The sequence below is a fragment of the Rhodovulum sp. MB263 genome (assembly GCF_002073975.1).
GTDB lineage: Bacteria > Pseudomonadota > Alphaproteobacteria > Rhodobacterales > Rhodobacteraceae > Rhodovulum.
This window is the reverse complement of the sequence record NZ_CP020384.1, coordinates 2,981,480-3,001,634: the sequence shown is the minus strand read 5'-3', so window position 1 is coordinate 3,001,634 and position 20,155 is coordinate 2,981,480. Positions and strand designations below refer to the sequence as shown.

Below are 20,155 nucleotides of genomic sequence, written 5' to 3'. Positions count from 1 at the left end.
CCGCGTGCCGGGACACCTGCCGAGGGAGCTTTCATGACCCGATCCGATCCCCGCCCCGCCTTCTGCCGTTTCCCCGGAGACGAGAAGGCGCCACTGCCATTTTCGGCCGAGGAATACGACACCCGCCTGATGGGGCTTCGGGCCGCGATGGACGCCACCGGCGCCGAGGTCGCGGTCCTGACCTCGATGCAGAACGTGGCCTATTATTCTGGCTTTCTCTATTGCAGCTTCGGCCGGCCCTATGCGCTGGTGGTGACCGCCTCGCAGTCGGTCCTGATCGGTGCGGGCATCGACGGGGGCCAGCCCTGGCGGCGTTGCCATGGCGAGGCGCTGAGCTATACCGACTGGGCGCGCGACAATTTCTGGCGTGCGGTCGCGCATGTCGCGGGGCAGGGGCGTCGCGTCGGGATCGAGGCCGATCACCTGACGCTGGCCCGGCGGGACGAGCTTGACACCTTCCTTGCGCCCGCGGGCACGGTCGATCTGGCGCCCGCGACCATGGAGCAGCGGATGCGCAAGAGCCCGGCCGAGCTCGACCTAATCCGGGCCGGGGCGGCGGTGGCCGATCTTGGCGGCCACGCGATCCGCGCGGCGGTGCGCGAGGGCGCGCGCGAGATCGATGTGGCGATGGCCGGGCGCGACGCGATGGAGCTGGAGATCGCGCGGCGTTTCCCCGAGGCCGAATATCGCGACACCTGGGTCTGGCTCCAGTCCGGGCCGAATACCGACGGCGCCCATACCCCTCTGACCGGCCGCGTCCTGCAGCGCGGCGACCTGCTGTCGCTGAACGCCTTTCCGATGATTTCGGGCTATTATACCGCGCTCGAGCGGACCATGGTTCTGGGTGCGCCCGATCCGGCGATGCTGGCGCTGTGGGAGGCCAATCTGGCGGCCCATGAATATGGCATGTCGCTGCTGAAACCGGGCATCTCCTGTGCCGAGATCACCCATCGCCTCAATGATTTCCTCGCCGAGCGCGATCTGCTGGACTATCGCAGCTTCGGCTATGGCCACAGTTTCGGGATCCTGTCGCATTACTATGGCCGCGAGGCCGGGCTGGAACTGCGCGAGGATATCGACACCGTGCTGGAACCCGGCATGGTGATCTCGATGGAGCCGATGCTGACCATTCCCCGGGGCCGTCCCGGCGCCGGTGGCTACCGCGAACACGACATCCTGATCGTCACCGGGGAGGGCGCGGAAAACATCACCGGCTATCCCTACGGGCCCGGGTTCAACGTGATCGACTGAGGGGCGGGCTCTCTGCGCGGTCGCTGCTGTCGCGACATGGGATTTGGACCAAGAAGAAGCCAGCTGCGGTTTCTTCTTGGATCAAATACCCGAAAGCCCGCCTGCCCCGTCAGGGGCAGGCCAGAAGGCTTGCGCCGCAGGCGCTCCTCCGGATCAGTCGCTCCAGCGCACGGCGGTCAGGTCATTGGCCTGGGTCGGTGCGTTTTCCCAGAGCCCTTCGAGCTTCGCATTGGCGACGCCGGTCTTGGCGAGCTGGAAGAGATAGATGTTGACGTGATCCTCGGCGATCATCCGTTGCGCCGCCTGCAGGATCTCCGAGCGCTCCTCGGGGGCGGTCGCGCCCGCAAGCCGGTCCATCAGGGCCACGAAATCCGGTTTGCCATAGCCGAAATAGTAGTCGGGCCGGGCATAGATGCCGATATCCATCGGCTCGGTATGGCTGACGATGGTCAGGTCGAAATCGTGCCGCTTGAATACCTGGTCGAGCCATTGCGCCCATTCCAGGTTGGCGATCTCGGTCTCGATCCCGGCGGCGCGCAGTTCGGCGGCCACGATCTCGCCGCCGCGCCGGGCATAGCTGGGCGGCGGCAGTGCGAGGCGCAGGGTGAGGTCGGTCTGCCCGGCCTGGGCCAGCAGCGACCGGGCCATTTTCGGATCATGCCCCGACAGCGCGGTGAGGTCGACATAATCGGGATGATGCGGCGCGAAATGGGTGCCGATGGGCGTGCCATAGCCGAACATCGCGCCGTCGATGATGTCCTGCCGGTCGATGGCATGGGCAATTGCCTCGCGCACCCGGATGTCGTCAAGCGGCGCGCGGCGGTTGTTGAGCGCGAGGATGGTTTCGCCCTCGGTGGTGCCTACGATCACCCGGAACCGCGGATCGGCCTCGAATTGCGGCAGCGTCTCGGGGGCGGGGAAATTCGGGAAGGCGTCGACATCGCCCGCCATCATCGCCGCATAGGCCGCGTTCGGATCGGGGATGAACTTGAAGATGGCGCGGGCCAGCGCCGGGGCCGGGCCCCAGTAATCGGGGTTGCGCACCAGCTCGACCCGGTCGCCATGGACCCAGCGCTCGAGCCGGAACGGGCCGGTGCCGACCGGGGCGGTGGCCTCGGTCCCGGCGGTTTCGGGGGCGAGGATCACCGCATCGCCCCAGGCCATCTTGAAGGGAAACGCGCCGTCGGGCCGGGCAAGCGTGACCGTGACCGTCAGCGGATCGGTCGCCGCGACGCTTTCGATCCCGTCGAACAGGGCCTTCTGGGCATTGGTGCTATCCGGGGCCCGGGCGCGGTCCAGGGTGAAGACCACGTCCTCGGCCTCCATCGCCGTGCCGTCGTGAAAGCGCACACCCTCCCGCAGATGGAAGGTGTAGACGGTGGCGGCCTCGTTCGCTTCCCAGCTGGCGGCGAGGCCTGGCACCACGGTGCCGTCGGGGGCGAAGCGGGTGAGGCCCTCGAAGAGATTGGCATAGACCACCTCGTCGATGGCGGCGGCCGCGCCCGAGGTCGGGTCGAGATTGGGCGGCTCGAGCACCATGCCGATGGTGATCGTCTCCGGCGGCGCGGCCTGTGCCGGCCCGGCGATCAGATGCAGCGCGACGGGCAGCGCGAGGGCGAGGTTCAGGGCGGTCGTCCGAATGGGGCGCATCCTGCGGTCTCCTTTCCGTTCCGCCCCCATCTGAGGCCGTGCGGGGGGTCAAGGCAAGGCCCGGGCCGCGCCGCCGCGCTGGATTCTGCGCTGCAGCGCGCTATAAGGCCCGCCAAGGAAGGGTGAGGGAGGACAGGATGAGTGCAAGTGCGGAAAGCCGCCAGATGACGGTGGCCGGGGTCCGGGCAAGGAAAGGGGGCACGCCGCTGGTCTGCCTGACCGCCTATACCACGCCGATGGCCGAGGCGGTCGATGCCGCCTGCGATGTCGTTCTGGTGGGCGACAGTGTGGGCATGGTGCTGCATGGCCTGCCCTCGACGCTGGGCGTCACCATGGAGATGATGCTGATGCATGGCCGGGCGGTGGCGCGCGGGCTCTCACAGGCGCTGATGGTCGTCGACATGCCCTTCGGGAGCTATGAGGAAAGCCCCGAACAGGCCTTCCGCAACGCCGCGCGGCTGATGGCCGAGACCGGCTGCGGCGCGGTAAAGCTGGAAGGCGGGGCGGCGATGGCCGAGACGATAAGGTTCCTGACCGCGCGCGGCATTCCGGTGATGGCCCATGTCGGGCTGACGCCGCAGGGCGTGATGGGCTTCGGCGGCTACAAGGTGCAGGGCCGGGGCGCGGACGGCGCGCGGGTGCTGGCCGATGCGCAAGCGGTGGCCGAGGCGGGCGCCTTCGCGGTGGTGCTGGAAAAGGTGCCCGAGGCGCTGGCCGACCGGATCACGGAGGCCGTTCCGATCCCGACCATCGGCATCGGCGCCTCGGCGCGCTGCGACGGGCAGATCCTTGTCGTCGATGACATGCTGGGCGTCTTCACCGGCTTCCGGCCGAAATTCGTCAAGCGCTATGCCGAGCTGGGCGCGGCCGCCCGCGCGGCGGCCGAGGCCTATGCCGGGGAGGTCCGCGCCCGGCGTTTCCCGGGTCCCGAACATGTCTTTGCCGACAAGACCGGAGGTGCCGCATGAGCGCGCCGATCCTGCGCAGCCTTGAGACGCTGCGCGCAATTCGGGCCGAGTGGCGGGCCGGGGGCGCCCGCGTCGCGGTGGTGCCGACCATGGGCGCGCTGCATGACGGGCATCTGAGCCTCGCTGCCGCCGCGAAGGCTGCGGCCGACCGGGTGATCGTGACGATCTTCGTCAACCCGAGACAATTCAACGATCCGGGCGATCTGGCGCGCTATCCGCGTACCGAGGCGCGCGATGCCGAGAAGCTGGCGCCGCTCGGGGTCGATGCGATCTATGTGCCCGCGCCCGATCAGATCTATCCGCCGGGCTTTTCCAGCGCGGTTTCGGTCACGGGCGTCAGCGAGGGGCTTTGCGGCGCGCATCGGCCGGGCCATTTCGACGGCGTGGCGACGGTCGTGACCAAGCTGTTGCTGCAGACCGGTGCCGATTGCGCCTTTTTCGGCGAGAAGGATTATCAGCAGCTGATGGTGGTGCGGCGGCTGGTGCGCGATCTCGACATTCCGGTCGAGATCGTGGGCTGCCCCACGGTGCGCGAGCCCGACGGGCTGGCGCTGTCCTCGCGCAATGCGCTTCTGCCCGGGGATGTGCGGGCCACGGCGCCGGCGCTTTATCATGCGCTTGTCGAGGCGCGGCGGGCGCTCGAGGCCGGGACCGGGGCGGGGGCGGCGCTGGCAACGGCGCGGGGCGCGATCCTGGCGGCAGGCTTTGCCGAGGTCGAATATCTCGAATTGCGCGCGGCTGCCGATCTGGCGCCGCTCGAGGCCCCGGACGTGCCGGCCCGGCTGCTGGTGGCGGCACATCTGGGCGGGGTGCGGCTGATCGACAATATCCCCGTGGCGGCGCGCTGAGGCGCGCTCATCTGCCCAGCAGGTCGTGGAGCGTCAGCGCCATGACCTGCGCGGCCTCGACCATGTCGTCGATGCCGACCCATTCGTCGGGCTGATGCGCCAGATCGAGAATGCCCGGCCCATAGGCGATGCAGTTCCTGAGCCGCCCGATCCGGTCGATATGCTTCTGGTCATAGGTGCCGGGCGAGACCACGAAATCGGGCGCGCTGCCCAGCACCCGGCCGATAGCGCGCTCGACCGAGCGCACCACCGGGGCGTCGCGGTCGGTCATGCTGGGGCGGACCTCGAACAGCTCGCGGATCTCGTAGTCGAAGCCCGGACGGCGCGCCCGGACCCGCTCCATCAGCGCGCGGATCTCGCGCTTGACCTCCTCGGGATCCTCCTCGATCAGCACCCGCCGGTCGAGGGTGATGCGGCAGCGGTCGGGCACGCAGGGCGCGGGCAATCCGTCATAACCTTCCGCCTGCTCGGGCTCGCCGCCATGGACCGCGTTGATGTTGAGCGTGGCGGACCGGGCGCCCTCGGGCACGACCGGCATCGCCGTCTGCCGCCCGGCCAGCAGCGGAAACAGCGTGGCCTCCATCTCGGCCAGCACCGCGCCCATGTGGCGGACCGCGCAATCGCCCAGAAACGGCATCGAGCCATGGGCGATCCGGCCCTTGGTCTCGATCTCGGCCCACCAGACGCCGCGATGGCCAAGACAGATCCGGTTCTTGTTCAGCGGCTCGGGGATGATGACATGCTGGACCCGCTCGGGCGCGAACCAGCCGCGCTCGGCCAGCCAGGCGACGCCGCCGAAGCCGCCCGATTCCTCGTCGGCGGTGGCGCTGATCTCGACCGCGCCGCGATAGGCGGGGCAGGTGGCGACGAAGGTCTCGGCAGCCAGCACCGCCGAGGCGATGCCGCCCTTCATGTCGCAGGCGCCCCGGCCCCAGACCCGGCCGTCGCGGATCTCGCCGCCGAAGGGATCGACGGTCCAGCCATGGCCGACCTCGACCACGTCGTGATGGCCGTTGAAATGCACGCAGTCGCCCCCGCCCGCGCCCTCATGCCGCGCGATCATGTTCCAGCGCGGATGGGCATCGCTGTCGGCCGGTGCGCCGCGGGCCCGGACATAGCTGACCTCGAAGCCCTTCGCGGCCAGCCGCTCGCCGAGGAATTCGCAGATTTCGAGATAGTTGCGCCCGGGCGGGTTCAGCGTGGGGATGCGGATGAGATCGCGCGCCAGCGCCGCCACCTCGTCGCGCCCCGCCGCGACCGCCTGTTCAAGCCCATGTTCCACAGATCTGTCCATGACCCGAACCTAGCGCCATGCCCGGGCTGCGGCAATCGCGCCCGGAGGGCACGCGCGCTGCGCGGCTGTCGTGCAAATCGTATCGGGGGGTCCTATATTCATCCCCGGAACGGGGCGCGCCTGTCCCGCTGGAGGGAACAATGTTCGCATTCCTGCGTTTCGCACTTGCGGGGTTCGTGATCCTCACGGTGATCTATGTCGCCGTGTCGCTCTATTCCCGTGCGGTCAGACGCGGCAAGCTCGGACGGGAATGGGACGAGGAGGTCCGCATCGGCGACCGCCAGGCTTATGTCGAGGAGGGGTTGAGGCAATATGACCGCTCGCTCCGGCGCAAGCTGATCCTCGGGGTCTATGTCGTGCCGGCCATCGTCGTCGGCACGATCATCTATATCACGAATTACATGTGAGGCTCGAATGGCTTACGTCAAATGGACCATCGTCACCATCGTCGTCCTGGTGATCGCGGGCTTCCTGCACTACACGCTGCCCCAGCATGACGTGGTGCGGATCACCGCGACCAAGGAACGTCAGATCACTTTCGGCGAGAACCGGATCTTCTTCGCCAATAACGGCGCCGGGAACAGCGAAGGCGACAAAAGCCGCTTCGTCAATTTCATCGAGACGTTCAACCGCGACGGCAAGCCCGTCGTCTTCCGCAACGAGGATACCGGCTGGGGCTGGCCGCCCTATTTCAAGTTCGACACCTCGAACCTGCAGGCCAAGGCCAGCGACTTGATCTCGGACAAGGAAAACCCCGACTGGGTGGTCGTGACCCATTACGGCTGGCGCAACGAATATCTCTCGATCTATCCGAACGCGGTCGAACTGCGTCCGGTGGGCAGCCCGGATGAAAGCCCCATCCCGTGGTTCAACATCCTCTTCCTCGGCGCCCTGGCCGCGCTGGTGATCTGGATCTGGCAGCTGCTGGCCCGGTTCAAGGAAGACCGGATCGAGCCGATGCTGGACGAGATGGGCGAATCGCTCGAGTCGGTCGGCGACCGTGCCGAGGGCTTCTGGCGCCGGGTGTTCTCGCGCTGAGTGGCCGGGGGGCGCGGTCAGGCGCCCCAGCTCAGCCGGAGGGTCCGGAACCGTCCGGCGGCAATCCTGAACAGATCGCCCGCGCCTCCGGGACCGCTCCAGGTTTCGGGGGTGCCGGTCTCTGAAAGCCAGAGTGCCTTTCCGCTCGCGGCCGCCCGTGCCGGCAGGTCTTCCGGCAGATCCGAGGCGCCGAAACACCAGAGCGCATCCAGATCGACCCTCGCGGCAAGCCCGGAGGCGAGGTCTGCGCGCGGCCCCGACACGATCCCCACCAGTCCCTTCGGCATCCCGGAGGCTTCGAGGGCTCCGATCAGAGCCCGGGCCTCGGTCCCGGTGCCCGCGCCGGGATGCACCAGCGCGCCATTGCCCGTTGCCAGAACCGGTCCCAGGATCGAGGCCAGCGGCAGCGCGGCCTCGGTTAAAGGTGCCGGGCAAGGCGCGGGGCAAGGCGCTGGGCAAAGCTCGGGGCAAAGCAGGGCGATCACGCCAAGCGGCCTGTGCCGGGTCAGGGTGGCGCTGCCCTGCGCTTCGGCCCAGGGGGCGTGGGCGGTCGCGGCCGTTCCGGCCGCGCGGGCCAGCCGCTCGGCCGGGCCTGCGGCGCGTTCCGCGATAAATTTGGCGGCGCGGGTCAGGATCGCGGCCCGTTCGGCGGCGCTGCGCCCGGCCCAGCCGGGCTGCATTTTGCGGGCTGCTGTCAATGCGGCCGATGGTGCAGGCGCGGGGCCTGTGGCGGCGGCTTCGGGCCGGGCCGGGGCAAGGCCCGCAGGCCTTTGCCACAGCTCCAGCGGATCGGGGGCGGGGTCGAGATCGGCGCCGTTGACAGAGACCGTCCCGGCCTCGAGTGCGGTTGCCATATCGAGCGCGGTTGCCAGCGTTTCGCTCCAGAGGCTCGCGGCCGGGGCAGGCGGGATGGCATTGGCCAGCCGGATGGCCTCGGCCGGGGTCCGGAAGCTCATCGACAGGAGCACCGGGCCGGGCAGGCCGGTCGTGACCTCGGGCATCGCGGGCGCGAGTCCGGTGATCAGGGCCGGGGCCATGAAGGCGCCGCTCTCGGGCAGGCGCGGCAGGGGCTGGATCGTGACGCCGCCGGTCTCGGCCAGCGCGGTGCTCAGCCGGTCGCGGAGCGCCGCATCGGGCAGCGGCCCCAGATCGGTGGCCGGATCGAGCGGGTCGCCGACGATCAGCCGGGCCATCCGTCCGGCCAGCCGGGCATGGAGCCGTTCGGCGACGGAGTCCTGCACCAGCAGCCAGTGACCGGCGGTTCCGGGCGGCGGATCGCCCAGCAGGCCCGCGATGGCGTCGGCGGCGGCATCGAGATCGGCATCCTCCAGCACCAGATGCAGGCAGGGTCCGCGCAATGTCGCGATGGGAGGCCGCGCCAGGTCGGACAAGGCCTCTGCGGCGCCAGGAAGAACGGAAAGCAGCCCGGCAGGCAGCCCGGCCGTTCCGGCGACGTCGGCGAGGCAAAGCATGGCCAGTCGTCCATCGGCTGGCCCGGGCGCAAGGATCGCGGCATTTCCCGCGGCCAGCGCCGGGGCGATCCGTCCGAGCGAGGGGCCTGGCTCCAGCTCTGGCGCGACAAGCCCGAGCGGGGCAGAACCGGGCCGGTCGGCGGCGCCCGCCAGAAGGCTGTCGGCGGTTTGCCGGAGGGCTGCGAGGTCTCTGCTCAGCCAGCGACGACAGGCCCGGACCGGGCGCCCGGTCTCGAGCGCCAGAAGCTGTGCCAGACATCCCTCCCGCGCGGCGATTTCCCCGGCCCAGTCCTGCAGATGCCGCGCCCGCACGGTGCCGGGCAGCGCGGCCCAGAGCGGCTGGGCCGCCGCCGCTGCCGCGCGCGCCTCGGCGAGATCGGCGGAGCTTGCATCGGCCAGACGGGCAAGCTCGGCGCCGCTCGCCGGAGAGCAGATCGTGGCGGTATCCGCGCCGGGGCGGAGCGATCCGGCGATCCAGGGCCCGAAACGGCCGTCATGCCGGCCGATCCAGGCGCGGGCCTCAGCATCGGTAGCGCGGCCCGGGCCGCGGTCGAGGGCGGTCGGCGCCATCGCCCTAACCCGCCGCATGGCGGCGCGGAGTGCTGCCCGCCCCGAAGGCAATCTCGTCCAGCCGCCGCTCGATCGCGCCCAGAAGCGAGGAGGCGCCGAAGCGGAAGAGCGCGGGTTCCTGCCAGCGCGGCCCGAGTTCCTCGCCCACCAGCCCCAGCCAGTCGAGCGCATCGCTGGCGGCCGAGATCCCGCCCGCAGGCTTGAGGCCCACGCTGACCCCCGTCGCCTCGCGATAGGCGCGGATCATCCGGCACATGGTCAGCCCGACCGGCAGGGTCGCGTTCACCGGCTCCTTGCCGGTCGAGGTCTTGATGAAATCGGCCCCCGCCATCATCGCCACCAGACTGGCGCGGGCGACATTGGTCAGCGTGCCCAGCTCGCCCGTCGCAAGGATCGCCTTCATATGGGCGCACCCGCAGGCGGCGCGAAAGGCCGCGATCTCGTCATAAAGCGCCTGCCAGTCGCCCAGAAGGACGTGGCGGCGCGAGATCACGATGTCGATCTCCGAGGCGCCGGCCGCCACGCTGGCCTCGATCTCGGCCAGCCGGGTGGAAAAGGGCGACAGCCCGGCGGGAAAGCCGGTCGAGACCGCCGCGACCGGCAGCCCCGAGCCCTCGAGCGCGACGAGGGCAGGGGCGATCATCTCGTGATAGACGCAGATCGCGGCCGTCGTGACCGGCCCCGCGCCGAGCGCCGCGCGCAGATCGGCCCGAAGCGGGTTCCGGGCCTTGGCGCAGAGCTGGCGCACCCGGCCCGGCGTGTCGTCGCCCGACAGCGTCGTGAGGTCGATCAGCCCGACCGCGCGCAGAAGCCAGGCGGCCTCGGTGGCCGGATCGGCCGGCCGTCGCGCTGCCAGACCCGCGACATGGCGTTCGGCCGCCGGGCGGTTCACCCGGGTCGATGCGATCCAGCCGGTGTCGAGCGGCAGGCCGCCATTGCGGGCAGGCGCCAGCTGCGGCAGCGCAGGGCTGGCGGCCACGTCCGGTGTCCTGGCCGGTGTCTTGTCCTCGTTGCGGGTCATGCGCGCGCTCCCTGCGGATCTCTGCTGCCCTTGGTGACATGCCGGAGGCCGGGGGTTCAAGCGCGCTCAGAGGGTCAGGAAATAGGGGTCGGAACTGTGCCAGTAATCCGAGAAGTCGGCGGCGCGGGCATGCGGCAGGCCGAGGCTCTGCATGGCGTAGAGATCGGCCGAGAGCAGCCCCGCCAGCCGGAACCCGGTCTGTGCGGCGCTGCGTGCCGGGCTGCCTTCCGAGAAGATCGCCTCGATCTGTGCCGAGGCATTGACGAGCGCGAAGATCAGCGCCAGCGGCGGCACATCGGGCCAGTCGAAGACGCTGTCGCGCGCGAAGGACCGCCAGCCTTCGGGCGATGCCAGAAGCGATTCGAGTGCGAACTCGGTCAGACTCTCGGAGGGATTTGCCTTCGATACGATAGGGCTGGGCTCTGGCATGTTGTGAAACATCGAAATCATCCGGGTCACAAGGCTGGGCGAAGGGCCGGGTGCCCGCCAGCCCGGCTTACTGGTCAATTCAATCTGACTGGCTTCAATGCGGTGCGCGTCGGTGCCGCCTCCTACGGCCCTCCGGAAGGTCTTCAGGATAGGCGGGGGGGCAAAAGCGAACAAGCTTTTCGGGTGTGTTTTAGGCGGATCGCCGCGCGCCTCCTGGCCGGTTTCAGGCAGGATTCCGGCGGTGGGCGGCCGGGGCGCGATGTCGCAGCGGAGGCCGTCCGGCAATGGCGCCTTTGCTGCGATTTCGGGTATCCGGCGGAAAAGCCTGGCCTTCTCCGGATGGATCGGGGCGGCGCCGGGACATCCGGGGCGCGGGGCCTTGCAAATCCGGGCAATCCGCTTCATGTATTCAATAAATTGCATCTGTTTTGCCGTGACAGGTCCATCGCGGGGGTCGCCCGGGCCAAACGTCCGGGCCCAGTGTCCGGACCTCGTGCCCAGGGAAGACGGTGCCTGAAAGGAGATATGGCGATGTGCCGACGACTCGCTTTGATTCTCGTGCTTCTGGCGGCCCTGCCCGCCGCCGCGGCCGAAACAGTTCTGGCGCCGGTGACGATCACCGAATGGAAGCCGGTCTATGGCGAGGTCGAGGCCCGCAACCGGGTGCCCGCGCGCAGCCGGATCGGCGGTACGGTGGTCTCGTTGACCGTGACCGAGGGCGATCCGGTCGAGGCCGGGCAGGAAATCGCGCGGATCGAGGATGACAAGCTCGTCTTCCAGATGCGCGCGCTCGACGCGACGCTGACGGCGCTGACCAAACAGCTCGAGACCGCAAGACGCGATCTCGACCGGGGCAGGGCGCTCAGCGAACGCGGCGTCGTCACCCGGCAGCGGCTCGACCAGCTTGCGACCGAGGTGGCCGAGCTCGAGGGCCAGATCGACAGCACGGCCGCCCAGCGCCGGGTGATCGAGGAGCAGGTCGCCGAGGGGGCGGTGCTGTCGCCCGGCAGCGGGCTGGTGCTCTCGGTGCCCGTTTCGCCCGGCTCGGTGCTGGTGGCGGGCGACAGCCTGGCCGAGATCGGCGGCGGCGGGCTGTTCCTGCGCCTCGCGATCCCCGAACGCCATGCGCTGGCGTTGCGCCCGGGCGACCGGATCGCCGTCGGCAGCGGACGCGACCGCCAGAGCGGGCGGCTGGTCAAGATCTATCCGCAGATCGAGGGCGGCCGGGTGCTGGCCGATGTCGAGGTCGAGGGGCTCGACGGCCGCTTCGTCGGGCGCCGGGTGCCGGTCCGGCTGCCTGTCGGCACGCGGCAGGCGCTGCTGGTGCCGCCGGGGGCGGTGACGCATCGCGGCGGGCTTGATTTCGTCGCGGTGAGGGGACCCGATGGTCCGGTAGAACGCGTGGTCGTGCCGGGCGAGCGCCTCACCCATGACGGCCGCGACCGGGTCGAGATCCTGACCGGGCTTGAAGCCGGCGACCGCGTGGTGAGCCCCGATGAATGACGCGCCGCGCACCGCCGCCCGCCGCCTCGGCCTGGCCGGATATCTTACCAGGGGCTTCATCCGCTCGCCTCTGACGCCGCTTCTGCTGCTGGCGGCACTGGCGCTGGGGCTGATCGCGCTGATCGCGCTGCCGCGCGAGGAAGAGCCGCAGATCTCGGTGCCGCTGGTCGATATCCATGTTCGGGCCGACGGGCTTCGGGCCGTCGACGCGGTCAAGCTGGTGACAGAGCCGCTCGAGACCATCGTCAAGGGCATCGACGAGGTCGAGCATGTCTATTCGCAGACCTATGACGACCGGGCGATGGTGACCGTGCGCTTCAGGGTGGGGCTGAGCCAGGATACCGCGATCTTGCGCGTGCGCGACAAGATCCTGGCCAATATGGACCGCATCCCGGTCGGTATCCCCGAACCCCTGGTCGTGGGGCGCGGCATCAACGACGTGGCCATCGTCACGCTGACCTTCACGCCCACCTTCGGTCAGAGCGCGGTGACCGCGGCCGATCTGACCCGGATCGCCCGCGAGGCCGAGACCGAGCTGGTCCGGATCGAGGATGTCGGGCTGACCTATCTTGTCGGCGAAACCGAAGAGGCACTGCGCGTCGCCCCCGACCCGCAGAAGCTGGCGCTTTACGGGATCACGCTGCAGGAGCTGTCGCAGAAGGTGGCGGGGGCCAATGCCGCCGCCCCGGCCGGGCTGGTGCGCGATGGCGGCCAGCAGGTCGGGCTGGTGCTGGGCCGGACGCTGGCGAGCCCGGCCGAGATCGGCAATCTGGAACTGACCGCGCGCGACGGCCGCACCGTCTATCTGCGCGATCTGGCCGAGATCGGTTTTGTCTCGGATCTGGACGAACACCATGTGGCAAGCCTCGCCCGCGGCCCGGATGGCGAGATCGTGCGTCGGCCCGCGGTCACGCTGGCGCTGGCCAAGCGGGCGGGCGCCAATGCCGTGGTGGTCGGCGAACAGGTGCTGGCCCGGCTTGAGCAGATGAAGGGCGGGCTCATCCCCGATACGGTCGCGGTCGAGGTCACGCGCGATTACGGGCACACCGCGTCCGAGAAGGCCAACGAGCTTCTGTTCCATCTGGGGCTGGCGACGGTCTCGATCGTGGCTTTGGTGCTGTTTGCCATCGGTTGGCGCGAGGCGCTGGTGGTGGCCATCGTCATTCCGGTGACGATCCTGCTGACGCTCTTTGCCGCCCATGCCATGGGCTACACGCTGAACCGGGTGTCGCTGTTCGCGCTGATCTTCTCCATCGGCATCCTGGTCGATGACGCCATCGTGGTGATCGAGAACATCGCCCGGCACTGGGGCATGATGAAACCGGGCGACAGCCGGGTGCGGGCGGCGGTCGAGGCCGTGGCCGAGGTCGGCAACCCGACCATCGTCGCGACCCTGACGGTGGTCGTGGCGCTTTTGCCGATGCTGTTCGTCTCGGGGATGATGGGGCCCTACATGAGCCCGATCCCCGCCAATGCCTCGGCCGCGATGATCTTTTCCTTCTTCGTCGCGGTGACGATCACGCCCTGGCTGATGCTGAAGATCGCGGGCCGGGCGCCCGTCCCCGCCGAGGGCGCAGGCCACGGCCATCCGGGCGGGCGGCTGGGGCGGCTTTACGCCCATGTCGTGCGGCCGATCCTGTCGCGCAAATGGATCAGCCTCGTTTTCCTGTTGGGCGTGGCGACCGTGTCCTTTGGGTCGATGGCCGCGCTTTATACCCGCGATGTGACGGTCAAGCTTCTGCCCTTCGACAACAAGTCGGAACTGGCCATCGTCATCAACCTGCCGGAGGGCGCCTCGGTCGAGGCGACCGACGCGGTGGCGCAGGCAGCCGCCAGGGTGGCGCTGGCCATGCCCGAGGCGGTCTCGGCCCAGACCCATGCCGGCACCGCCGCGCCCTTCAACTTCAACGGGCTCGTCCGGCATTACTTCCTGCGTGAAAGCCCCGAACAGGGCGATGTGCAGGTGAACCTCTCGCCCAAGGAGGCGCGCGACCGGACAAGCCATGCCATCGCGCTTGACCTGCGCCAACGGCTGGGGACGCTCGAGCTGCCCGCGGGCACCGTGCTGAAGGTGGTCGAGCCGCCGCCCGGCCCGCCCGTCATCGCCACGCTGCTGGCCGAGATCTACGGCCCCGATGGCGACACCCGCCGCGCGGTTGCGGCCCGGGTCCGGCAGGCCTTCGAGGACACGCCCTTCATCGTCGATGTCGATGACAGCTTCGGCACCCGCGCCCGTCGCATCCGGGCCGAGGCCGATCCGTCCGATCTGGCCTTCTTCGATGTCGCCGAGGCCGATGCGCTCGATACGCTCAGGATGCTGAACGGCGCCACCACGGTCGGCTATTCGCATCGCGGCGCGGGGCGGGCGCCGATCCCCATCGTGGTCGCGCGCGACAAGGCCGACCGGGTGCTGGACGAGCGCGCGCTGGCGACGCCGGTTCCGGCCAACGTGCTGCCCGGCGGGCGCGGCGTGGTCGAGTTGGGCGATGTGGTGCATCTGACCGGGGAAGCGGCCTCGTTCCCGATCTTCCGCCATAACGGGCGCTATGCCGAGATGGTGCAGGCCGATCTGGCGGGCGATTTCGAGGCACCGCTTTACGGCATGTTGGCGGTCGGGGACCGGCTTGCCCGGGTCGACTGGGCGGCGCTGGGCCTGCCTGCGCCCGAGATCCGCCTGCATGGCCAGCCGTTGTCGGAGGACAAGCCGGTCCTCCTGTGGGACGGCGAATGGGAGGTGACCTGGGTCACCTTCCGCGACATGGGCGCGGCCTTCGGGGTGGCGCTGGTCGGGATCTACATCCTCGTCGTGGCGCAGTTCGGGTCGTTCCGGCTGCCCTTGGTGGTGCTGACGCCGGTGCCGCTGACCTTTCCGGGCATCATGTTGGGGCACTGGCTGTTCCATGCGCCCTTCACCGCGACCTCGATGATCGGCTTCATCGCGCTGGCGGGGATCATCGTGCGGAACTCTATCCTGCTGGTCGATTTCATCCGCCATGCGGACCCCGAGGGCCGGATCACGGTCGAGACGCTGATCGAGGCCGGGGCGACACGGGTCAAGCCGATCCTGCTGACCGCGCTTGCGGCGATGATCGGGGCGGCGGTGATCCTGGCGGACCCGATCTTTCAGGGGCTCGCGCTGTCGCTTTTGTTCGGGCTGGCCTCGTCGACCATGCTGACGGTGCTGGTGATCCCGGCGATCTACCGCATCTTCAGGACCTGAGCGGGGGGCTGTCCCGAGGGGGCGGCCCGACCCGCGCGGGCCAGCCTCGCCTCGCCGCTTTCCTCGCCGAAGCACATGTCGAAATCGGCGCAGTCGGTGCAGACCGGCACCGCGCAGAGAACGAAGCCCTCATCTTCGCAGATCAGCCGGTAGAAGAACCGCTTCCATTTCATGTTGGCGGTGTTCTTCGCGGCAAGCTGGCCGAAATGCCGGGTCAGCAGCGCCGAGAGTTCCTTCCGGTTCCGCAGCCCCAGGTCCTGCCAGAGATGGTCCGGCTCCATCGCGCGGCGGGCGATCATCGCGGCGAGCGGCCGGGCCAGCGGGGTCGAAGAGGAATGGGCCAGAAGCAGGCTCCGCACCGAGTCTTCCTCGACGCTGCGGGGGGCGGAGCTTCTGCCACTGCGAAATTCCGGCGGCGCGGCGGGAAAGAGGGAGCCGAGCAGCTCGGCCAGCGCCTGGGCCTCCAGTCCGCAATGCGCGGGCAGATCCCCGGGCGATGCCGCTTCGGACAGGGCCAGCGCGAGGATCGAGGCGACGGCATGAAGATCGGCCGCGTCCGGACCGCGGCTGCGGGCCGTGCCGGCCATCAATCCTTCATAGGCGTCATCTGCTGTCATCGCGGGGCTCCTTGCGGAAGCCTCCGCCCGGGGCGTGCGCCGCGTCAACAGGTAGTCGCGGTTGCGCTCCGGTCCGTGCGCCTTTGCCGCTTTTCCGGGCAGGACTGCCGCCCGGGGCATCGCTGCGCGGATCGGGGCAGGGTGGGTTAGTCCGGCCCGAGCAGGTCGCGGATCACCGGCAGCTTTTCGGGCTTGCGCGAGAGCCCCCTGAGCAGTGCTGCCAGTTCGGGTTCGTCGACGCGCCGGGCCGCGGCCTTGGGCGCGAACCAGCGCCGCGTGCGCTGGTGGCGTTCTTTCCAGTTGCGTCTGAGCTTGCAGACCAGCATCGGGAACACCTCGACCCGGCAGCGCAGTACGCTGCCATCCTCGAGCCGCTTGTCATATTCGTAGCTGCCGATGCTGTGAGAGGAGATACGGCCCTCGGCGCCGGCCTCCTCCAGCGCCTCGATCCCGGCCGCGACCCAGGGCGGGCAGCCCTCCATCGTCCAGCCCTTGGGTACGACCCAGCGCCCGGTCCCGCGCGAGGTGACCATCAGCACGTCCGGACGGCCTTTCTTGTCGAGCCGCAATGGCAGGGCCGCGATCTGGCGGCCGAGCGGAAGCTGTCTTTCGATCGCCAAATCTGCGTCCAGTCCCTTTCCCGCGCCCGTCCGAACCGCGCCCATCTGAACCGCGTCTGTCCGAACCCGGCGATGCGGTCGCGTCCCTGATTGCTGCGGCCTGCACGGGCGCTGTCCCGGGCCTGTCCAGTGCTTGTCCGGGGCCGCTGCCCGCCGGTGACATGCCTGCCGGTGACAGGCTTGCCGGGGGTGCCCGGCCGTTTCGCGACATAGATGTGATCTTGGCCCATGAGTGCAACAGGAAAGCGTCATGCGTCGCAGGACGGTCACCCCAAGGGCGGTCTTTGGCCGGATTGTCATGCAAAAGACTCGCGCCGCTGCAGCGGCAGGGGTTGTGAATGGGCCGTTTCGGTGACATTCAGCCGCCCGGGACAGACCGTCCGCGGGTGCCGCTCTCCTGCCAGACCTGCTGGTGGGCGGGCCTTCGGGAAACTGCCCGCTAAAGGATGGCCGAGCAAGGAAAGGCTTCCCTTGTCAGAGACCTACAAGGACCGCCAGTGGAAGACACTGGACAAGGACCTCAAGCGCCTGTCGCGGGTCGAAATCGCCGCGCAGACCGTGTCGCGCCCGCTTCTGGGCGTCGGGGTCTCGCTGGCTTTCATCGTGATCGCGGCGCTGGGCGCGGCGCTGGTGACCGGAAACACGCCCGGCATGCTGTTCGTCGTGGCTGCCGCCGCCTTCGGCGCCTACATGGCGCTGAATATCGGTGCCAATGATGTCGCGAACAACATGGGCCCGGCTGTGGGGGCCAATGCGCTGTCGATGGCGGGTGCCATCGCCATCGCGGCGATCTGCGAAAGCGCGGGGGCGCTCATCGCGGGCGGCGACGTGGTCTCGACCATCTCGAAAGGCATCATCGCGCCCGAGAGCGTGGCCGATTCCGGTACTTTCACCTGGGCGATGATGGCCGCTTTGCTGGCGGCCGCGGTCTGGGTCAATATCGCCACCTGGATCGGGGCCCCGGTCTCGACCACCCATTCGGTGGTGGGCGGCGTCCTGGGCGCGGGCGTGGCCGCGGTGGGTATCGCCGCGGTCAACTGGCCGACCATGGGCGCCATCGCCCTGAGCTGGGTGATCTCGCCGGTCCTGGGCGGGGTGATCGCAGCGGGCATGCTGGCCTTCATCAAGTGGCGGGTGATCTATCGCGACGACAAGATCGCCGCGGCAAGGACCTGGGTGCCGGTGCTGATCGGGGTGATGGCAGCCACCTTCGCCACCTATCTGGCGCTGAAGGGGCTCAAGCATCTTTTCGATGTCACCATCGGCCATGCCGTCGTGATCGGTCTTGTCGTCGGCATCGCCTCGGGGCTGGGCGCGGTGCCGCTGATCCGGCGCCAGTCGCGCGGGCTTGAAAACCGCAACCGTTCGCTCAAGCTGCTGTTCGCGGCGCCGCTGGTGATCTCGGCCGGGCTTCTGTCCTTTGCCCATGGCGCCAATGACGTGGCCAATGCGGTCGGGCCGCTGGCCGCCATCGTCCATGCCCAGCAGGCCGGAGAGATCTCGGGCGAGGTGGCGATCCCGGTCTGGGTCATGGTGATCGGCGCCTTCGGCATCTCGTTCGGACTGGTGCTGTTCGGACCCAAGCTCATTCGCATGGTCGGCAGCCAGATCACCAAGCTGAACCCGATGCGCGCCTATTGCGTGGCGCTGTCGGCGGCCATGACGGTGATCGTCGCCTCCTGGCTGGGCCTGCCGGTCAGCTCGACCCATATCGCGGTGGGCGGCGTGTTCGGCGTGGGCTTCTTCCGCGAATGGCATGCCGAGCGGCGCCTGCGCAAGGCGAACCTGACCAAGCCCGGCGCCAAGCGGCTCGGCCCCGAGGAGCGTCGCCGCCGCAAGCTGGTGCGCCGGTCGCATTTCATGACCGTCATCGCCGCCTGGGGGGTGACCGTTCCGGCGACGGCCGTGCTGTCGGGCGGGATGTTCCTGGCGATCTCGGCCCTGCAATAGGCAGGGCCGTCCGGCCTCTCAGGCGAAGCTGTCGCGATAGGTTTGGCGCAGCGCGGCCTTCTGAACCTTGCCCATGGCGTTGCGGGGCAGTGCCCCGATCAGCTCGAGCCGCTTCGGCCGCTTGAAGCCCGCAAGCCGCGTGGCAAGCGCCCCGGCGATGGCCGGGAGGTCGGGCGTTTCGCCCGGCGCAGGGACCAGCACTGCCAGCACCGCCTCGCCCAGATCGGGATGGGGCACCCCGATCACCGCGCTTTCCAGCACGCCGGGCTGGGCGTCGAGCTCCTCCTCGATCTCTTTCGGGTAGACGTTGAGCCCGCCCGAGATGATCAGGTCCTTGGCCCGGCCGACGATCCGGACATAGCCCCTGGCATCCACCGTCCCGAGATCGCCGGTCAGGAAGAAGCCGTCCTCGCACAGCTCTTCGCGGGTCTTCTCGGGCATCTGCCAGTAGCCCTGAAAGACATTGGGTCCCCGCACCTCGATCTGGCCGATCTCGCCCTGCGGCAGCTCGGCCCGGGTGTCGGGATCGGCGATCCGAAGCTCGACGCCCGGCAGCGGCAGGCCGACGGTGCCCGCGATCCGCTCTCCGTCATAGGGGTTCGAGGTCGACATGTTGGTTTCCGTCATGCCGTAGCGTTCGAGGATGCGCTGTCCGGTGCGGGCCTCGAAGGCGCGGTGGGTCTCGGCCAGAAGCGGCGCGCTGCCCGAGACGAACAGCCGGATATGGGCGCAGAGCGCGCGGTCGAACCGCGGATCGCCCAGCAGCCGGGTATAGAAGGTCGGGACCCCCATCATGGCGGTGGCGCGCGGCAGGGCGGCGATCACCGCTTCGGTGTCGAATTTCGGCAGCAGGATCATCGCGCCGCCCGCCAGCAGCATGATGTTGGTCGCCACGAACAGGCCATGGGTGTGGAAGATCGGCAGCGCATGCAGGAGCACATCGGCCTCGGTAAAGCGCCAGGCCTCGGTCAGCACCTCGGCATTCGACAGCAGGTTTTGCTGGCTCAGCATCGCCCCTTTCGAACGCCCGGTGGTGCCCGAGGTGTAAAGCAGCGCGGCCAGATCGTCGGGCGCGCGCGCCACGGTGGGAAAGGTTTCGGATTTCGTCGCCGCGATCACCGCGAAGCTGCCGCTGCCATCGGCATTCAGCGCGGCGACGCGGGCGCCCGCGGCCTCGGCCCCCGGCACAAGTTCGCCCATCCGGCGGCCATCGCAGATGACCAGCCGGGCGCCGCTGTCGCCGATGAAATAGGCAAGCTCGGCCGGGGTATAAGCGGTGTTGAGCGGCAGGAAGATTACCCCCGCCTGCAGGCAGGCGGCATAAAGCGCCAGCGCCTCTGCCGATTTCTCGACCTGCACCGCCAGCCGGTCGCCGGGGCCGAGCCCGAAGGCGTTCAGGGCATGGGCATGGCGCGCGGCCAGCGCCAGAAAGGTCGCATGGGTCAGGCTGCGCCCGTCGGGCAGATGCAGGAAGGGCGTCTCGCGCCCGGCATGGCGGCCGAAGAGCCGGTCGTAAAGCGGGTTGATCAAGGTCTGCCTCCGCAGGTCTGGGTATTGCCCGGGCGCGCGCGCCACGCCGGAACCTGTTTCGATCCTGCGCGCGTCGGGGGGCCTGCGTAAACCCCGGCAAGCGGGACACCCTGCGTCACGGTGCCCGGCGACCGCTGCGATGCGGGGTCAGCTCTGGGGCCCGGCATGGGGCAT

16 protein-coding genes are annotated in these 20,155 nt (G+C 69.3%); 8 read left to right on the top strand and 8 right to left on the bottom strand.

What is annotated here, in order from left to right; all coding sequences use genetic code 11:
* Positions 1-33: 33 nt before the first annotated feature.
* Positions 34-1,251: an aminopeptidase P family protein gene (locus B5V46_RS13935; protein WP_080617159.1), complete on the top strand. Its 1,218-nt coding sequence runs from the start codon at positions 34-36 to the stop codon at positions 1,249-1,251.
* Positions 1,252-1,404: 153 nt separating this feature from the next.
* On the opposite strand, the gene B5V46_RS13930 is transcribed toward B5V46_RS13935, so the two are convergent.
* The gene (locus tag B5V46_RS13930) at positions 1,405-2,901 is read right to left on the bottom strand and encodes an ABC transporter substrate-binding protein (RefSeq protein ID WP_080617158.1); all 1,497 of its coding nucleotides are present in this window, start codon (positions 2,899-2,901) and stop codon (positions 1,405-1,407) included.
* A 137-nt stretch (positions 2,902-3,038) separates the two neighbouring features.
* On the opposite strand from B5V46_RS13930, the gene panB reads away from it, so the two are divergent.
* Together panB and panC are read left to right on the top strand one after the other, a co-directional pair.
* Positions 3,039-3,869, top strand: a complete 831-nt coding sequence (gene panB, locus B5V46_RS13925; RefSeq protein ID WP_080617157.1) for a 3-methyl-2-oxobutanoate hydroxymethyltransferase — start codon at positions 3,039-3,041, stop codon at positions 3,867-3,869.
* Positions 3,866-4,717, top strand: a complete 852-nt coding sequence (gene panC, locus B5V46_RS13920) for a pantoate--beta-alanine ligase (protein WP_080617156.1) — start codon at positions 3,866-3,868, stop codon at positions 4,715-4,717. The genes panB and panC overlap by 4 nt, the downstream gene beginning before the upstream one ends.
* Before the next feature lie 7 nt (positions 4,718-4,724).
* Here the strand turns inward: panC and B5V46_RS13915 are convergent, their stop codons facing one another.
* Entirely contained in the window at positions 4,725-6,011 is a 1,287-nt protein-coding gene (locus B5V46_RS13915) for an acetylornithine deacetylase/succinyl-diaminopimelate desuccinylase family protein (RefSeq protein ID WP_080617155.1), read from the bottom strand.
* Positions 6,012-6,151: 140 nt separating this feature from the next.
* Here B5V46_RS13915 and B5V46_RS13910 point away from each other — a divergent pair, with 140 nt between their 5' ends.
* Positions 6,152-6,418, top strand: a complete 267-nt coding sequence (locus B5V46_RS13910; RefSeq protein ID WP_080617154.1) for a hypothetical protein — start codon at positions 6,152-6,154, stop codon at positions 6,416-6,418.
* A 7-nt stretch (positions 6,419-6,425) separates the two neighbouring features.
* The gene (locus B5V46_RS13905) at positions 6,426-7,049 is read left to right on the top strand and encodes a DUF1523 family protein (protein ID WP_080617153.1); all 624 of its coding nucleotides are present in this window, start codon (positions 6,426-6,428) and stop codon (positions 7,047-7,049) included.
* A 17-nt stretch (positions 7,050-7,066) separates the two neighbouring features.
* Here the strand turns inward: B5V46_RS13905 and B5V46_RS13900 are convergent, their stop codons facing one another.
* The 3 genes from B5V46_RS13900 to B5V46_RS13890 form a co-directional block, all read right to left on the bottom strand.
* On the bottom strand, positions 7,067-9,091 hold the full coding sequence (locus B5V46_RS13900) for an aldehyde dehydrogenase family protein (RefSeq protein ID WP_196774257.1): 2,025 nt from the start codon (positions 9,089-9,091) through the stop codon (positions 7,067-7,069).
* Between the two features lie 4 nt (positions 9,092-9,095).
* On the bottom strand, positions 9,096-10,112 hold the full coding sequence (deoC, locus tag B5V46_RS13895; RefSeq protein WP_080617151.1) for a deoxyribose-phosphate aldolase: 1,017 nt from the start codon (positions 10,110-10,112) through the stop codon (positions 9,096-9,098).
* A 66-nt stretch (positions 10,113-10,178) separates the two neighbouring features.
* Positions 10,179-10,541 carry a hypothetical protein gene (locus tag B5V46_RS13890; RefSeq protein WP_155774063.1) on the bottom strand — a complete coding sequence of 121 codons (363 nt, stop codon included), beginning with the start codon at positions 10,539-10,541 and terminating at the stop codon, positions 10,179-10,181.
* Positions 10,542-11,072: 531 nt separating this feature from the next.
* Between B5V46_RS13890 and B5V46_RS13885 the strand changes: the two genes are divergently transcribed.
* Both B5V46_RS13885 and B5V46_RS13880 read left to right on the top strand, forming a co-directional pair.
* A complete protein-coding gene (locus tag B5V46_RS13885; RefSeq protein WP_080617149.1) occupies positions 11,073-12,044 on the top strand; it encodes an efflux RND transporter periplasmic adaptor subunit in 972 nt (323 codons plus the stop codon).
* On the top strand, positions 12,037-15,264 hold the full coding sequence (locus B5V46_RS13880; RefSeq protein WP_080617148.1) for an efflux RND transporter permease subunit: 3,228 nt from the start codon (positions 12,037-12,039) through the stop codon (positions 15,262-15,264). Before B5V46_RS13885 ends, B5V46_RS13880 begins: the two co-directional genes overlap by 8 nt.
* On the opposite strand, the gene B5V46_RS13875 is transcribed toward B5V46_RS13880, so the two are convergent.
* Positions 15,243-15,881, bottom strand: a complete 639-nt coding sequence (locus B5V46_RS13875) for a nitrogen fixation protein NifQ (protein ID WP_080617147.1) — start codon at positions 15,879-15,881, stop codon at positions 15,243-15,245. The two genes, B5V46_RS13880 and B5V46_RS13875, sit on opposite strands and share 22 nt — an antisense overlap.
* Positions 15,882-16,027: 146 nt before the next feature.
* Positions 16,028-16,501, bottom strand: coding sequence for an NUDIX hydrolase (locus B5V46_RS13870; RefSeq protein ID WP_231119127.1), 474 nt, complete (start codon positions 16,499-16,501; stop codon positions 16,028-16,030).
* A 471-nt stretch (positions 16,502-16,972) separates the two neighbouring features.
* Here B5V46_RS13870 and B5V46_RS13865 point away from each other — a divergent pair, with 471 nt between their 5' ends.
* Positions 16,973-18,451: an inorganic phosphate transporter gene (locus tag B5V46_RS13865; protein WP_080617146.1), complete on the top strand. Its 1,479-nt coding sequence runs from the start codon at positions 16,973-16,975 to the stop codon at positions 18,449-18,451.
* A gap of 18 nt (positions 18,452-18,469) precedes the next feature.
* Here B5V46_RS13865 and B5V46_RS13860 read toward each other — a convergent pair whose 3' ends face one another.
* A complete protein-coding gene (locus B5V46_RS13860; RefSeq protein WP_080617145.1) occupies positions 18,470-19,981 on the bottom strand; it encodes a malonyl-CoA synthase in 1,512 nt (503 codons plus the stop codon).
* Positions 19,982-20,155: the final 174 nt, after the last annotated feature.

Excerpts from the sequence above, each read along its gene's own strand:
- B5V46_RS13935 (WP_080617159.1), top strand. The coding sequence starts at position 34 with ATGACCCGATCCGATCCCCGCCCCGCCTTCTGCCGTTTCCCCGGAGAC.
- B5V46_RS13930 (WP_080617158.1), bottom strand. The coding sequence starts at position 2,901 with ATGCGCCCCATTCGGACGACCGCCCTGAACCTCGCCCTCGCGCTGCCC.
- panB (WP_080617157.1), top strand. The coding sequence starts at position 3,039 with ATGAGTGCAAGTGCGGAAAGCCGCCAGATGACGGTGGCCGGGGTCCGG.
- panC (WP_080617156.1), top strand. The coding sequence starts at position 3,866 with ATGAGCGCGCCGATCCTGCGCAGCCTTGAGACGCTGCGCGCAATTCGG.
- B5V46_RS13915 (WP_080617155.1), bottom strand. The coding sequence starts at position 6,011 with ATGGACAGATCTGTGGAACATGGGCTTGAACAGGCGGTCGCGGCGGGG.
- B5V46_RS13910 (WP_080617154.1), top strand. The coding sequence starts at position 6,152 with ATGTTCGCATTCCTGCGTTTCGCACTTGCGGGGTTCGTGATCCTCACG.
- B5V46_RS13905 (WP_080617153.1), top strand. The coding sequence starts at position 6,426 with ATGGCTTACGTCAAATGGACCATCGTCACCATCGTCGTCCTGGTGATC.
- B5V46_RS13900 (WP_196774257.1), bottom strand. The coding sequence starts at position 9,091 with ATGGCGCCGACCGCCCTCGACCGCGGCCCGGGCCGCGCTACCGATGCT.
- deoC (WP_080617151.1), bottom strand. The coding sequence starts at position 10,112 with ATGACCCGCAACGAGGACAAGACACCGGCCAGGACACCGGACGTGGCC.
- B5V46_RS13890 (WP_155774063.1), bottom strand. The coding sequence starts at position 10,541 with ATGCCAGAGCCCAGCCCTATCGTATCGAAGGCAAATCCCTCCGAGAGT.
- B5V46_RS13885 (WP_080617149.1), top strand. The coding sequence starts at position 11,073 with ATGTGCCGACGACTCGCTTTGATTCTCGTGCTTCTGGCGGCCCTGCCC.
- B5V46_RS13880 (WP_080617148.1), top strand. The coding sequence starts at position 12,037 with ATGAATGACGCGCCGCGCACCGCCGCCCGCCGCCTCGGCCTGGCCGGA.
- B5V46_RS13875 (WP_080617147.1), bottom strand. The coding sequence starts at position 15,881 with ATGACAGCAGATGACGCCTATGAAGGATTGATGGCCGGCACGGCCCGC.